The organism is Xanthomarina sp. F2636L (genome assembly GCF_026410195.1).
Classification (GTDB): domain Bacteria; phylum Bacteroidota; class Bacteroidia; order Flavobacteriales; family Flavobacteriaceae; genus Xanthomarina.
Window position 1 is genome coordinate 119,205 of sequence record NZ_JAPMLM010000069.1, and the last position, 14,480, is coordinate 133,684.

Annotated in this window: 15 protein-coding genes; 7 read left to right on the plus strand and 8 right to left on the minus strand. The window is 32.6% G+C overall.

Going from position 1 to position 14,480, the window contains the following annotated elements; translation table 11 throughout:
* Window positions 1-42 precede the first annotated feature (42 nt).
* Entirely contained in the window at window positions 43-1,059 is a 1,017-nt protein-coding gene (locus tag OS191_RS11750) for a S66 peptidase family protein (RefSeq protein ID WP_267155905.1), read from the plus strand.
* A gap of 10 nt (window positions 1,060-1,069) precedes the next feature.
* Here OS191_RS11750 and OS191_RS11755 read toward each other — a convergent pair whose 3' ends face one another.
* Complete coding sequence (locus OS191_RS11755; RefSeq protein ID WP_267155906.1) at window positions 1,070-1,423, minus strand: hypothetical protein; 354 nt, start codon at window positions 1,421-1,423, stop codon at window positions 1,070-1,072.
* Entirely contained in the window at window positions 1,420-1,716 is a 297-nt protein-coding gene (locus tag OS191_RS11760; protein ID WP_267155907.1) for a TFIIB-type zinc ribbon-containing protein, read from the minus strand. The genes OS191_RS11755 and OS191_RS11760 overlap by 4 nt, the downstream gene beginning before the upstream one ends.
* A gap of 226 nt (window positions 1,717-1,942) precedes the next feature.
* Between OS191_RS11760 and OS191_RS11765 the strand changes: the two genes are divergently transcribed.
* On the plus strand, window positions 1,943-2,308 hold the full coding sequence (locus tag OS191_RS11765) for a YraN family protein (RefSeq protein WP_267155908.1): 366 nt from the start codon (window positions 1,943-1,945) through the stop codon (window positions 2,306-2,308).
* Here the strand turns inward: OS191_RS11765 and mfd are convergent.
* Window positions 2,305-5,643 (minus strand): transcription-repair coupling factor, encoded by a 3,339-nt coding sequence (gene mfd / locus OS191_RS11770; protein ID WP_267155909.1) that lies wholly within the window; start codon window positions 5,641-5,643, stop codon window positions 2,305-2,307. The genes OS191_RS11765 and mfd overlap by 4 nt on opposite strands.
* A 179-nt stretch (window positions 5,644-5,822) precedes the next feature.
* Here mfd and OS191_RS11775 point away from each other — a divergent pair, with 179 nt between their 5' ends.
* Complete coding sequence (locus OS191_RS11775; RefSeq protein WP_267155910.1) at window positions 5,823-6,254, plus strand: TerB family tellurite resistance protein; 432 nt, start codon at window positions 5,823-5,825, stop codon at window positions 6,252-6,254.
* Between the two features lie 75 nt (window positions 6,255-6,329).
* Here the strand turns inward: OS191_RS11775 and fbp are convergent, their stop codons facing one another.
* Window positions 6,330-7,337 (minus strand): class 1 fructose-bisphosphatase, encoded by a 1,008-nt coding sequence (gene fbp, locus OS191_RS11780; RefSeq protein WP_267155911.1) that lies wholly within the window; start codon window positions 7,335-7,337, stop codon window positions 6,330-6,332.
* 122 nt (window positions 7,338-7,459) lie between these two features.
* Here fbp and OS191_RS11785 point away from each other — a divergent pair, with 122 nt between their 5' ends.
* The 4 genes from OS191_RS11785 to OS191_RS11800 are packed head-to-tail and all read left to right on the plus strand — an operon-like array spanning window position 7,460 to window position 12,167.
* Window positions 7,460-7,939 (plus strand): GNAT family N-acetyltransferase, encoded by a 480-nt coding sequence (locus OS191_RS11785; RefSeq protein ID WP_267155912.1) that lies wholly within the window; start codon window positions 7,460-7,462, stop codon window positions 7,937-7,939.
* Window positions 7,939-9,189 (plus strand): aspartate kinase, encoded by a 1,251-nt coding sequence (locus OS191_RS11790; protein WP_267155913.1) that lies wholly within the window; start codon window positions 7,939-7,941, stop codon window positions 9,187-9,189. The genes OS191_RS11785 and OS191_RS11790 overlap by 1 nt, the downstream gene beginning before the upstream one ends.
* 23 nt (window positions 9,190-9,212) lie before the next feature.
* The gene (locus tag OS191_RS11795; RefSeq protein WP_267155914.1) at window positions 9,213-11,042 is read left to right on the plus strand and encodes a lysophospholipid acyltransferase family protein; all 1,830 of its coding nucleotides are present in this window, start codon (window positions 9,213-9,215) and stop codon (window positions 11,040-11,042) included.
* Window positions 11,043-11,066: 24 nt separating this feature from the next.
* Window positions 11,067-12,167: a carboxypeptidase-like regulatory domain-containing protein gene (locus OS191_RS11800; RefSeq protein WP_267155915.1), complete on the plus strand. Its 1,101-nt coding sequence runs from the start codon at window positions 11,067-11,069 to the stop codon at window positions 12,165-12,167.
* 4 nt (window positions 12,168-12,171) lie between these two features.
* Here the strand turns inward: OS191_RS11800 and OS191_RS11805 are convergent, their stop codons facing one another.
* The 4 genes from OS191_RS11805 to OS191_RS11820 all read right to left on the minus strand — a co-directional run bounded on the left by OS191_RS11805 (window position 12,172) and on the right by OS191_RS11820 (window position 14,479).
* The gene (locus OS191_RS11805; RefSeq protein WP_267155916.1) at window positions 12,172-12,534 is read right to left on the minus strand and encodes a hypothetical protein; all 363 of its coding nucleotides are present in this window, start codon (window positions 12,532-12,534) and stop codon (window positions 12,172-12,174) included.
* Between the two features lie 100 nt (window positions 12,535-12,634).
* Window positions 12,635-13,021: a VOC family protein gene (locus OS191_RS11810; RefSeq protein ID WP_267155917.1), complete on the minus strand. Its 387-nt coding sequence runs from the start codon at window positions 13,019-13,021 to the stop codon at window positions 12,635-12,637.
* Window positions 13,022-13,058: 37 nt separating this feature from the next.
* Window positions 13,059-13,517 (minus strand): DUF1801 domain-containing protein, encoded by a 459-nt coding sequence (locus tag OS191_RS11815; RefSeq protein WP_267155918.1) that lies wholly within the window; start codon window positions 13,515-13,517, stop codon window positions 13,059-13,061.
* Window positions 13,518-13,543: 26 nt separating this feature from the next.
* Window positions 13,544-14,479: a 2-hydroxyacid dehydrogenase gene (locus OS191_RS11820; protein WP_267155919.1), complete on the minus strand. Its 936-nt coding sequence runs from the start codon at window positions 14,477-14,479 to the stop codon at window positions 13,544-13,546.
* Window position 14,480: the final 1 nt, after the last annotated feature.

Below are 14,480 nucleotides of genomic sequence, written 5' to 3' on the forward strand. Positions count from 1 at the left end.
GCATTTTAGAGGCAATTTAGAAAAAAAATGTACATTTACATTATGACAAAAATCACCTTTATATTACCCTTGTTATGCTTGGTTTTTTTCTTCGGAAAACATAGGCTTTCGGCACAAGAACTTCAAACGCAAAAAATACACACATTGATACAACCTCCATTTTTACAAGCTGGCGATACAGTTGCCATTGTAGCACCTTCAGGAATTTTAAAAGGTAGAACTGACGAGATACAACAAGCTAAAAGCCTACTTAAAAGTTGGGGCTTGAACGTGGTGCTTGGAAAGCATGTTTTTAATCAAAACAATCATTTTGCAGGAACAGATGCTGAACGTTGTGAAGATTTTCAAAATGCGATGGACGACCCTACAATTAGTGCTATTTGGTGTGCTAGAGGAGGTTATGGAACCGTTAGGATTTTAGATAAATTGGATTATACAAAAATAAAGGAGGACCCAAAGTGGCTGATAGGTTACAGCGATATTACAGCTTTACATAATCAGTTTCACAACGAAGGATTTGAGACTATTCATGCACTCATGTGCACAAGTTTATCGGATAATCCGAAAGATACAATTGAAAGCATTGGTACTTTTAAAAAGGCCATTTTTGGAGATTCTTTAAGTTATACATTAAAGGGATCTAATTATAATAAAGTTGGAATTGTTTCGGCTCCTTTAGTGGGTGGAAATCTTACAATATTACATACCATGTTAGGCTCTAAAACAAGTATAGATACTAGTGGAAAAATTTTATTTATTGAAGAAATTGGAGAATATAAATATCATATAGATCGTATGCTGCAAAGTCTAAAACGTGCTGGGTATTTTGATAATTGTGCTGGACTTCTAGTTGGAGATATGAGTAAAATTAGAAAAAACACAACGGTCTGGGGAACTTCTATCGAGCAACTTATTCTAGATGCACTTTCTGAATATGATTTTCCAATTGCCTTTAATATGCCAGCTGGACATGAAAAAGATAATCGTGCAATGATTCTGGGAGATACAGTTAAAATGAGTGTAGGAAAGGATCAATCAACTGTTGTTTTTGAAGATTAAAAACTCTTGCTTAAAACAACCTCTTTTGAAATAAATAAAACAAAACAGCTCCCATAAAATAGAGAAATACGTCTATTACATCTCCAGTATATCTCATGTTGAGTTGCGGCATAAGCCATTCAAAGTAAAAGGCGTAATAGGTTGTCATAATTAGTATAATACTTAAAGGCACGTAAATATTATCAGTTTTTTTAAAAAAACGAAGGACAGCCAAACTGATACTTAAAACAATGGGCATGCATAGAAAATCGTTAACATAAAAGTAAATCCAATTAGGAAGGGGTAAGGCTAATCTATTTGCTCCATAAATAAACAAAGCGATTAAGCAGAAAGTGATAAGAATTGGGTTTTTAAGAATTTTCATGCAACTACAGCTGAAATTAACCAAGCAATAAACATCCCAATAGCCATAAATACAAGCCAAATAGAACGGATTATTTTTACTAAAATACGTACTAAAAGAAATCGGTGATTACTATATTTTTCAAAGAAAGATTCTTTTTTTTCTTTGGAGGCCATCTCTCTTTGACGTTGTTCTTCCTCTTTCTTTAAAGCAATTTCACGTCTAATTTTATAGGAAAGAACAGTGTTGCATTTTTCGCAATAATCTCTATCTGTATTATAAACACCACAATTGGGACATTTAATAGTAGCCATTTTATACCTGCTTTATTTAAAATGTAAAAGTACTACTTATTGTAGGATTTACTTTTTCAATTTGAAATAATCATTTGGCTGTTGTAAAATGGAGGGGAGTTGGTTATCTTTAGCCTGAAAATGAGATATTTAAAATGAATTTTTATTTCATAAATAGGTTAATTAGAAAGTAAGGATGAGATTCTCGCTTTCTTAAAAAAAACTCACACTTTCGTGGGAAGTAAACATGGCATATCATAACGAACTTGGAGAATGGGGCGAAGAATTTGCAACCAATTATCTTTTAACAAAAGGATATGAGATTTTAGAGCGTAACTATTTTTACGATCGTGCCGAAGTGGATATCATTGCCAAAACTAAAACAGGGGATTTTATTGTTTGTGTAGAGGTGAAAACCAGAAATTCTGATATATTTGGTGATCCTCAGAGCTTTGTTAGTCAAGGAAAAATCAAGCTTCTTGTTAAAGCCATGGACGCCTATTTAGTAGAAAACGACATTACATTAGAAACTCGTTTTGATATTATTGCCATTATAAAAAACAAGTCCACCGAAGAGCTTACGCATTATGAAAATGCATTTTATCATTTTTAATTTACAATAGGTTTCAAAACAGACAAAGCCTGTTTTACGGTTTTAATGTTTTCGAAAGTTAGTAATAAACGCAACCCATTTCTAGTTTGTTTTTCTTTCATTTTACAAGCACCAGGATGAGATTGCACATATTGTAAAACTCTTGTAAAACTACCACTTTGATAATATGGACTTTTTTGATCGGTTATAAAGTACCCAATAAGTTTGCCTTGTTTCATTATAACTTTTTCAACTCCCATTTTAGTGGCAATCCATTTAATTCTAACACTATTAAATAGATCAACTACCTGGGTTGGTAACTCTCCAAAACGGTCCACAATCTCTGATTCGAATTTTTGAAGTTCTTCTTCGGTTTTAATATTATTAAGCTGTGTGTAAAGATTTAAACGTTCAGAAATATTATTGACATAATCGTCTGGGAAAAGCATTTCTAAATCGGAATCTATGGTTACATCTTTTACGTATTCTTTTTCTTTGCCATCATCTTCATATAAATCTTTAAACTCATTTTCTTTAAGTTCTTCTATAGCTTCATTTAGTATTTTCTGATAGGTATCAAATCCAATATCATTAATAAATCCACTTTGCTCTCCACCTAATAAATCTCCGGCACCACGAATTTCTAAATCCTTCATGGCAATGTTTAAGCCACTTCCAAGCTCTGAAAATTGCTCTAAAGCTGTAATTCGTTTTCTAGCATCTTCGGTCATAGCAGAATACTCTGGAGTTATAAAATAACAAAAGGCTTTTTTGTTACTTCGTCCTACACGACCTCGCATTTGGTGTAAATCGCTTAAACCAAAATTATTGGCATTATTGATAAAAATGGTGTTCGCATTTGGAACATCTAAGCCACTCTCTACAATAGTTGTACTGATTAAAACATCAAATTCCCCATTAATAAAAGCCAACATAAGTTGTTCTAATTTTTTCCCATCCATTTGCCCATGACCTATTCCAATTTTGGCATCTGGTACCAAGCGCTGAATCATTCCAGCCACTTCCTTAATATTCTCTATGCGATTATGAATAAAGAAAATTTGTCCGCCACGTTGAATTTCATAAGTAATAGCATCTCTAATAGTTTCTTCGCTAAAGCGAACCACATGACTTTCTATAGGATACCGGTTTGGTGGAGGTGTGGTAATAACCGACAAATCTCTGGCCGCCATTAAGCTAAACTGAAGGGTTCTTGGAATTGGTGTAGCGGTTAAAGTTAAAACATCTACATGTTCCTTGAGAGTTCTTAGTTTTTCTTTTACAGCCACTCCAAATTTTTGCTCTTCGTCAACAATTAATAAGCCTAAATCCTTGAACTTGACATTTTTATTTACTAACTGATGGGTTCCAATGATAATATCTACAGTTCCCTTTTCTAACCCTTCGAGAGTGGCCTTTTTTTCCTTAGCAGTTCTAAAACGATTGACGTATTCTACCGTCACCGGAAAATCTTTTAATCGCTCTTTAAACGTTCTAGAATGTTGGTAAGCTAATATGGTTGTTGGCACTAAAACAGCTACTTGCTTGCCGTTATCTACAGCTTTAAAAGCAGCTCGAATGGCAACTTCCGTTTTACCAAAACCAACATCGCCACAGACCAGTCTGTCCATAGGTCTTTCACTCTCCATGTCGGTTTTAATATCTGCTGTAGCAGTGGATTGATCAGGTGTGTCTTCATAAATAAATGAAGATTCTAGTTCTAGTTGCATGGTGCTATCTGGATGATATTGATAGCCTTTTTCTAACTTGCGTTTGGCATATATTTGAATCAGGTTAAAGGCAATTTCCTTAACTCTGGTTTTGGTCTTTTGCTTCAAGTTTTTCCAAGCTGCAGATCCTAATTTATAAACTTTTGGAGGTTTGCCATCTTTTCCGTTAAACTTGGTAATTTTATGAAGTGAGTGAATGCTTAAATATAAAATATCACGCTCGCCATAAACCAATTTTATAGCCTCTTGCTTTTTACCTTCAACATCAATTTTCTGCAACCCTCCAAAACGACCAATTCCATGATCTATATGAGTTACATAATCGCCAATTTCAAGATTTGTAAGCTCTTTTAAGGTAATAGCTTGCTTTTTGGCATAGCCATTTTTTAAATGAAATTTATGGTAGCGTTCAAAAATCTGATGATCTGTATAACAGCATATTTTATTATCCTTATCTACAAAGCCCTGGTAAAGAGATAGAACTATAGTTTTATAATGAACTTCCTCTTCAGCATCTTCAAAAATATCATGAAAACGTTTGGCTTGTTGCTCACTCACACAAGCAATATAATTGGTATAACCTTTCTCGTGATTGTTGTTTAGGTTTTCAATTAATAGATTGAACTGTTTATTAAAAGCTGGTTGAGGTGTAGTGTTAAAAGTAATTGTACTGTCGTTATTAAAAATGTTTTGAGTTCCAAATTCGACTAAAGTAAAATCTAGTAATTGCTTTTTTAATAAAGTTGCATTACAGAACAATTCTTCTGGTTCGGCATGTTTTATCTCGGAAGTTAGGTTTTTAAAGGCTTCTTCAGCTTTTTCGAAAAAATCGTCGATTCTGGAAAACATCAAATCGCTATTTTTAGTAAAAACAACTGTTTTTGAAGCTATATAATCTAAAAAACTCTGTCTGCGTTCTTCAATAAGCTTATTAGCAACATTAGGAATAATACTTATTTTCTTTATTTGCTCTGTTGAAAGTTGCGTTTCTACATCGAAGGTTCTGATACTATCTACTTCATCTCCAAAAAACTCGATTCTATAAGGCTCGTCGTGACTGAAAGAGAACACATCTACAATACCACCTCTAACTGAAAATTCGCCAGGCTCTGTAACAAAATCCACACGTTTAAATTTGTATTCAAACAAGACTTCGTTAACAAAATCGATGGATAAATTATCGCTAACCGAAACTTTAAGAGTGTTGCGTTCTAGCTCTTTTCTTGTAACTACTTTTTCAAATAAAGCATCTGGATAAGTAACTATGATAGCTGGTTTTTTTCGAGAGTTTATTCGGTTTAAAACTTCAGCTCTTAAAAGTACATTGGCATTGTCTGTTTCTTCTATTTGATAAGGCCTTCTATAGCTTCCAGGATAAAAAAGTACGTCTTTGTCATTCAGCATAACTTCTAAATCGTTTAGATAGAAAGCAGCTTCTTCTTTATCGTTAAAAACAAGCAAAAAAGGTTTGTCTGTTTGTTTAAATGTTTCAGTTAAAACAAAAGATAAGGAAGAGCCTACAAGACCTTTTAAATGTGTTTTATTTTGGTTTTTGGCAATAGCAGTTTGCAGATTTTGCGTTTGCAGAGCCTGTGCATATGTTTGCGAGAGAAGAGTTTTACTCAAGACAATGTATTTTTATGAATCAAAGATTCTAAGAATTGCAAATATAAAGGTTAGTATTTAATAATAGTTTAATTTATTTCCTGAATTGAGCAATGTTTTGTCCATTAAAAAAACGAAGTTTATATTTTAATAGGTAGTATCTTTGATTATATTTGTAGCACTTTAAAAAACAAGATTATATGTCATTTTCAGATTTATTTGATAGCGGATTTAAACAACGCAACGCAGACCATTTTGCATCCATAGTTAGAGTAGCCATGGATGATGGAATTATAACAGCTGATGAGAAAGCGTTTTTAGATCGTTTGGCTCGAAGTTTAGATATTAGTGATGATGAATATAAAATTATCTTAAAAGATTATCAGTCTCACCCAATTAACCCACCAACATCTTATGATAGACGTTTAGAACGTTTATACGATTTATCTAGAATGGTTTATGTAGATCATATTAAAGGAGATAGTGAAGAGGTTGTTCTTAAAAAGATAGCTGTGGGCTTAGGTTTTAGACCAGACAATGTTAAGTATGTTGTGGATAAAGCGTTAACGCTGGTAAGTAATGGTGTTGATTTAGATACCTTTTCCGAAGAAATTAAAAACATGAATAGATAATTAATTTATCTGAAATAAAAAAAGCGAATTATTTTTAAAATAATTCGCTTTTTTTTTATGTTTTATAGTTGGCTGTTATTTGGCATTTCGCATAAATTCTTCAGCTTTATCTACCATGTTTTTACTGCCACAAATAAAAGGAACACGTTGATGTAATTCGGTAGGTTTAATATCCATAATTCTATTAAAACCATCGCTTGCTTTTCCATTTGCTTGCTCAGCTAAAAATGCCATTGGGTTACATTCGTACAATAAACGTAATTTTCCATTTGAAATCTTAGAGCTTTTCGGGTACAAATAAATACCACCCTTTATCATGTTTCTATGAAAATCTGAAACCAAAGAACCAATATATCTACTGGTATAAGGTCTGTCCTCTTCTTCCATCTGGCAATATTTAATATAATCTTTTATACCTTGTGGAAAATGAATATAGTTTCCTTCATTTACAGAATAAATATGACCATTTTCTGGGAATTCCATTTTAGGGTGTGAAAGGTAGAATGTTCCAATAGCTGGGTTTAGAGTAAACCCGTTAACACCATCTCCAGTAGTATAAACTAACATGGTAGACGTACCATACACGACGTAACCTGCAGCAACTTGTTTGCTACCTTCTTGAAGAAAATCTTCGATAGTTACAGGAGTCCCAACAGGGGTTACACGTCTGTAAATAGAAAAAATAGTTCCAACAGATACATTCACATCAATATTAGATGAACCATCTAAAGGATCAATTAAAACAATATATTTATTTTGATTGTTTTCATCTTGGCTATTAATAGTTATAAAGCTGTCTTCCTCTTCACTAGCAATCCCACAGACAATGTTTCTGTTTTTTAAAGTTTGAATAAACTTCTCGTTGGCATATACATCCAGTTTTTGCTGGTCTTCACCTTGAATGTTCGTGTCTCCTGCTGCTCCAATAATATCAACTAAACCTGCTTTGTTTACTTCGTGGTTTACTACTTTTGCTGCCAGACGTATGGAGTTGATTAGTCGAGATAATTCTCCAGAAGTATATTTAAAAGACGATTGATTTTCAATGATAAACTCTCCTAAAGTTTGATTTTTTCTTGACATGAAGTTTCAATGTGTTGATTGTCCTGCAAATATCGTATTTTTTAACAAACTACAAGGCTTTCAAAAGATATTAATAACAGATAATAAGCAACTTTAAACTATCTTTAACCCAAATTTTTTATATGAAAATCGCTATTCGGAAAGCTAAAAAGGATGATATGACTGCTGTTCTTAATTTAATAAAAGAATTAGCAGTATTCGAAAATGAGCCAGATGCCGTAGAAATTTCTGTTACAGATTTAGAACATGATGGGTTTAAAGAGTCTCCTAGTTTTGAGTGTTTTGTTGCCGAAGTAGAAAATAAGATTGTAGGAATTGCATTGGTTTATATGCGTTATTCTACATGGAAAGGACCCGTTTTACATTTAGAAGATTTAATTGTAAGCCAAAACATGAGAGGCAAGAATATAGGAACATTATTATTGGATGAAGTTGTAAAACATGGCAATCAATTAGGGGTTAAAAGAATTGGATGGGACGTATTAGACTGGAACGAAGAAGCCATAGCTTTTTATGAAAAGAAAGGAGCACATGTTATGAGAGATTGGGATATTGTTCAACTAGATGAAAAAGGAATTAAAGCATATTTATCAAAACTATAATGCAAGTATTTAAATTTGGAGGTGCATCGGTTAAAGATGCTAAAGGCGTAAAAAACTTAATAAACGTTTTAAATAAGACAGGTTATAAAAATACCTTGGTAGTAGTTTCGGCTATGGGGAAAACCACCAATGCCTTAGAAGTTGTTATTACTGATTATTTTAATAATAAAAGCGCATTACAAAGTTCTGTTCAAGCAGTTATAAAATTCCATAATGCCATTTTATTAGACTTATTTGATGATGAAAAACACAAGGCATATAAAAAAGTAACAGTTTTATTCAATGAGTTAAAATCGTTTTTAGATACAAATAAATCGCCAGATTATAATTTTGTTTACGACCAGGTTATTGGTTTTGGAGAATTAGTTTCTTCAGTTATTATTAGCGAATATTTAAATGATGTGGGCTTAAAAAACCATTGGATAGATGTTAGAGAGTTTATAAAAACAGATAATTATTATAGAAGTGCTAAAGTTCATTGGGAAGAAACTCAAGAGCGCATTACAAACAATTTTAACAGAACCCAATTAAACATTACTCAAGGGTTTATAGGAAGCGATTCTAATAATTTCACAACCACTTTAGGTCGTGAAGGAAGTGATTATACAGCAGCTATTTTTGCTTATTGCTTAAATGCTCAAAGTGTAACCATTTGGAAAGATGTTCCAGGCGTTTTAAATGCCGATCCACGTTACTTTGAAAACTCACAGCTCCTACATAGAATTTCTTATCGCGAAGCTATTGAGTTGGCTTTTTATGGCGCATCTGTAATTCATCCAAAAACGTTACAACCATTACAAAGAAAGGAAATCCCATTGTTTGTAAAATCGTTTTTAAAGCCAGAGAATGCAGGTACAAAAGTGTGTAAAGAAGCTGGACTTGACCCTCAAATCCCTTGTTTTATAGTAAAGAAAAACCAAGTGTTAATTTCCTTGTCATCTTTAGATTTTTCATATATCGTTGAAGATAATCTTAGTGAGATATTTAAACTTCTTCATCTCTATAAGATGAAAGTTGATGTGATTCAAAACTCAGCCATTAGTTTTTCGGTATGTGTAGATAATATGTATCAGAATTTAGATAAGTTATTACAACATCTAAAAGCTAAATTTAAAGTAACTTGTAACGAAAACGTCTCATTATATACCATTAGACATTATAATAATGAAGCCATAGGCCAGTTAGAGAAGGATAAAGAGGTGCTACTTAAACAATTAACGCACGAAACTATGCAAATAGTTACTAAATAAACATTTTCATTACATTTGTATTCATGACCAAGCAACAAGATACAGGGTTAGTGTCGGCCAAAGAAGTGGCTAAAGCCATAAAATTAGATTCCTACGGTTTTGTTGGGACTTTTGCTGGATGGATACTTATGAAAGTATTAAAAATATCCACACTTAATAATATTTATAATCGAAATAAACATTTAGAAAAAGTTGATTTTTTAAATGGTATTTTACACGATTTTCAAATAAAATTTGAAATTCCCGAAGAGGATTTAAAGCGTTTGCCTAAGGAAGGTGCTTATATAACTGTTTCAAATCATCCTCTTGGAGGAATTGATGGCATTTTACTTTTAAAATTAATGCTCGAACAGCGAGATGACTTTAAAATAATAGCCAACTTTCTATTAAATAGAATAGAACCTCTAAAACCATATATCATGCCGGTGAATCCTTTTGAAGACAGAAAGGATTTAAAATCAAGTATTACAGGTTTTAAGAATGCTATTAAACATTTGCAAGATGGTCATCCCTTAGGAGTGTTTCCGGCAGGTGAAGTGTCTACTTATAAAGATGGGAAACTACTGGTTGATAAACCCTGGGAGGCATCTGCCATGAAACTTATTCAAAAAGCTGATGTGCCAGTAGTTCCAATATATTTTCATGCAAAAAACAGTCCGCTTTTTTATAAGTTATCTAAAATTAGTGACACCTTTAGAACGGCAAAGCTACCTTCGGAATTATTAACTCAAAAACGAAGAATAATTAAAGTTCGAATAGGTAGGCCTATTTCGGTAGCAGACCAAAATGAACATAAGGGCCTTAAAGAATTTTCCGAGTTTTTAAGGAAGAAAACTTATATGCTTTCTAATTCCTTTGACGAGAAAGGTAATTTATTAAGTAATATTTCCACCTCGTTAAAAGTGCCAAAACCACCAAAACGAATTGTAACTCCAATTTCTAAAGAGATAATGAATCAAGAGGTTGAGGCTCTAAGAAAAGGAGATTGCAGATTGTTACAAAGTAAGAATTACGAAGTCTTTTTAGCTACTTCAAAAGAAATTCCAAACATCTTAAGAGAAATTGGAAGACTGCGTGAAATAACCTTTAGAGAAGTAGGAGAAGGAACAAACGAAGCCATAGATTTAGATACTTTCGATACCTATTACCACCACATGTTTCTTTGGGATAGTGAGAAGGAGCTTGTAGCTGGAGCTTATAGAATGGGCTTAGGTTCTAAGATATATGCACAATATGGAATTGATGGGTTTTATCTTCAAGATTTATTTAGATTCGAGCCAGAACTATTTAAAATGATGAGCGAATCCATAGAAATGGGTCGTGCTTTTATTATTAAAGAATATCAGCAAAAACCTATGCCATTATTTTTGCTTTGGAAAGGAATTGTGCATACTACCTTACGTTATCCGGAACATAAATTTTTAATTGGTGGAGTAAGTATTAGCAACCAGTTTTCAAATTTCTCAAAATCGTTAATGATTGAGTTTATGAAATCTCATTATTACGATCCATACATTGCGCAATATGTACATCCTAAAAAAGAGTTTAAAGTAAAATTAAAAGATGCTGATAAGGATTTTGTATTTGACGAAACAGAAGCCGATTTAAACAAATTTGATAAAATTATTGATGAGGTAGAACCAGGTGCTTTGCGGTTACCTGTTTTACTTAAAAAGTATATTAAGCAAAATGCCAAATTGGTAGCTTTTAATGTGGATCCCTTGTTTAATAACTCGGTTGATGGTTTGATGTATATTAAAATTGCCGATTTACCAGAAAGTACTGTAAAACCTGTAATGGAAGAGTTTCAAGCGGAATTAGAGCAGAAACTTTCTGAACAAAACGAGTCATAAAACGTCCTTAATTTATTCATCTCTATGGAAAACAATAACTTTAAAATAGTTATCTCTCTTTTTCTGTTTTTAGGAATTTTTAGTTTAAAAGCTCAGCAAGTTTCTGGTATTGTTTATAATAAAGCAACCCAAGAACCTATGGAAGGGGTTACAGTTTATTTTAATAATACAACTAGAGGAACGATTACAAATAGTCAAGGTCTTTTTAAAATTGATCTAAACGAAGATATTCGCACATCTTTAGTGGTTTCATTTTTAGGGTTTAAAAAAATAGTACAGAATAATTATGTTGAAGATATAGTTTATAAATTTTATTTAGAGGAAGAACTAAGTGTTTTAAACGAAGTGTTTTTAAGCTCCAAAGACAAAAAGTCAAGAAAAAAAGAACGTTCTGAAGACGACAAAGAAGCTTGGTCTCAAAAGCGAAAATTGAATGAATTTAAAAAGCACTTCTTAGGAGAGTCTAAACAAGCCAAGTCGTGTGAGATTTTGAACGAAGACGATATTATATTAGAGTATGATATAAAAGTAAAAAAATTATCAGCATCTTCAAAAACCCCAATTCGTATTTTAAACAAGTATTTAGATTATGAAATTACATACGATTTACAGGAATTTGAAATTGATTATATTAAAGATACTTTGGTAAATACCATAAGAAATACCACAAGTGTTGTTTATAAACCTGGTACAGTATATTATAAAGGCACGTCATTTTATAAAGACCTCAATGAAAATTCTATCGAGAAAAACAAAAAAAGACGTAGTATGGCTTATCAAGGTTCTGTACTACATTTTATGAGAGCTATTTATTCAGATAATTTACTTGAACAAGGATTTAAATTTTTTTACAAAAACGAAGAAGTGGCTCCAAGATATTCTTTAAATGTTAATGATACCGAAGATTCAAATTCAAAAGAAGTCTGCTTACATAGACCAATTCTTATATCGGATGTATTTGGAAGTTTTTCAAAACTTACCCCAAATGAAGATATTGAATGCTTTTATATTGATGGTTTTGGTAACCATTCTCCTGTAAAAGCGATAACATTTTTTGGGAATATGGGAAATCAACGAATAGGAGATGCACTTCCATTGGATTATCAACCTACAATAGAAAATTAAATGTTTAAAAGGAATGAAACCACTCCTGGAATCTGTTACCAATAAAAGGGATATGTTTTAATTCGCCACTTAAAGAGCCAATTAGGCTAATAATCCATAATATAAAGAACCCAACATTTATAAGCCAACCAATTACAGGAACAAAGCTAAAGATTAAGATACCTAGCATGATTCCCAGAGATTGTCTAATATAAAATGAAGCATAGGCATTTTTGGCATTATTGTTCATAACAAACGCAATAATCCATCCAATAATGGTCATGTGTGCAATAATAGCTATGGTTTTACCATCTTTTAAAACCTCATTCGAATATTTGGGACCATTTTGATAGGTGCCATCTTCAAAGTTTTTATTTTCTTCAGACATGATTTCTAAATTTAGAATTCGCCTATTAAAGATAGTGAAAATCAGGGAGTTTTTTTGTTTGTTTTTAATGAAGATTCAAAGAAAACACGAAAAGCATTATTTACAAGAAAGCTTTGTCTATAGGCTCCCAAAGTTCTATTTTGTTTCCGTCGTTATCCAGTATCCAACCAAACTTGCCATAATCGTATTCTTCTATATCTCCAACTATAGTAACTCCTTCTTCTTTTAAAGCAGCCATTAACTCGTGTAAATTTTCTACACGATAATTAAACATGAAGTCTTTTTTAGAGGGTTCGTAGTACTTAGTGTCTTCAGCAAAAGGACTCCATTGCGTGGAACACTCATTGCCATCTTTATCTTTCCACCAAAACGTACAGCCATAATCGTCTGTATTAAATCCCAGGTGTTTTTTGTACCAGTCTTTTGAGGCTTTCGGATCTTTAGTTTTAAAAAATAATCCTCCTATTCCTGTAACGCGTTTTTTCATATTTATTTCCTGTGATGACAGGAGTCTTATTTAGTTATTATTTCTTTTTAATATTAGTCTCGTAGATATCAATCCATTCGTCAACGGTTAATTTTTCACATAATTCGGCAATTAAGTTAAATGGAATTTCGTTTATTTTTTTAAATCGGATACAACTTTTCCCCATATCCAACTTGCGTTTGCTGTGTTTAGGATATTCATTTACAAACCAATCGTGTATTTCTGGATTGGCATAAATTCCAGAATGGTATAGGTTGATGGAGTTTTTTTGAGATGCAAAACTCATAAAAGGCAAAGGTGTTTTTGGGTCGCAATGATACCCATCTGGATACATACTATGAGGTACATAATATCCTATCATTCCATATTGAATACCTTCTTCAAAGCCTTTTGGAAGCTTGTCTTTAATGGTTTTTCTAAGTGTTTTTAACGCTTCCTTTCGTTCTTCAGGAACCTGTTTGATATACTCATCAGGAGATGATGCTTTGTATTGCATGGTTTTGTTTTCTTTAAGTTATAAAGTTAACAAAATTTCGCTTTAATTTTATCTACAATGGTTTCCGCTAATTTTTCTTTGCTTTCAATAGTCCAACCAGCAACATGAGGTGTTAAAATCACGTTTTCAGCTTGAATTAAATATTGGAAAGGCTCTGGCATCGTAGAGGTAAACATATCTTCAAAGGAGGCTTTTTCATATTCCAAAACATCTAATCCAGCACCTAAAATTTTTCCAGTTTTTAATGCGGTGACTAAGTCCTCTGTTACAATACTTTTTCCACGAGCCGTGTTAATAACCCAAAATGATTTTTTAAAAGCATGAATAAAACCATTATTAACCATATTGAGTGTTAATGAGGTTTGTGGTGTGTGTAAGCTAAGCACATCTGCTTTGTTTTGTAATTCCGCTAAAGATACTTGTATGGCATGTTTATCTCCCACATTATCTTTAATATCATAACACAAAACCGTTACATCAAAGCCTGAGAGTTTTTTGGCAAAAGCTTTTCCCATATTTCCGTAACCAATCAAGCCAATGGTTTTTCCATCTAATTCAATGCCTCTGTTGTCTTCGCGTAACCATTTGCCTTCTCGAACCTCTTGGTTGGCTTTATTAAGTTTATTGAATAACGATAGAAGCATGGCTAAGCTATGTTCGCCAACGGCATTTCTATTACCTTCAGGAGCAGAGATTAAATAGATGTTTTTACTTTCGGCATAGGAACAATCTATATTTTCTAAACCAGCTCCAACTCGTCCAATAAACTTCAAGTTTTTTGCAGCATCTAAAAACGATTTGTCTATAGAAAACCGACTTCTAATTATGAGACCGTCATATTGAGCGATTTTAGCTTCAATTTCAGGTTTTGATGAGGTGTAATCTTCATCGTTTTGAAACCCTAAATTGGTTAATTGCTTTATTAATAATGGATGATTTGTGTCTAGATGGAGGACTTTCATA